This window comes from Streptomyces murinus (assembly GCF_002154555.1).
In the GTDB taxonomy this organism is placed as follows: Bacteria; Actinomycetota; Actinomycetes; order Streptomycetales; family Streptomycetaceae; genus Streptomyces; species Streptomyces murinus.
In genome coordinates, this window is the sequence record NZ_MUNF01000633.1 from 7,307 (window position 1) to 7,609 (window position 303).

The window sequence follows — 303 nt, forward strand, 5'->3', positions numbered from 1 at the left end:
GGCCCAGTCCACGGCCGACGGCCAGCTCGATGATGTGCGGCACCGGGTCGGCGGGTGCCAGCTCGGCCGCCTGCCCGCACACCTCCCGGGCCTCCTCCAGCAGCAGCCGGAAGTCCTTGGTGCCGGTCGCCGACGCCCGCCAGGCCCGCTGCACCAGGAACTCCGCGTGCACGGCCGCACCGCCTGCGTCCTCGGGCCGCTCCGCCCGCCACACCCGCAGCCACTGGCCGCCCGGCGTCTCGTGCACCCCGCCGGGACGCTGTTCGAGCTCCAGCGCGGCCGCGCCGCCGAGGGCCTGCACCC

General features: G+C 78.2%; 1 pseudogene. It reads right to left on the reverse strand.

Annotated elements, in window-relative coordinates:
* Positions 1-303, reverse strand: a pseudogene (locus CCN72_RS40965) (hypothetical protein); the annotation flags it as partial.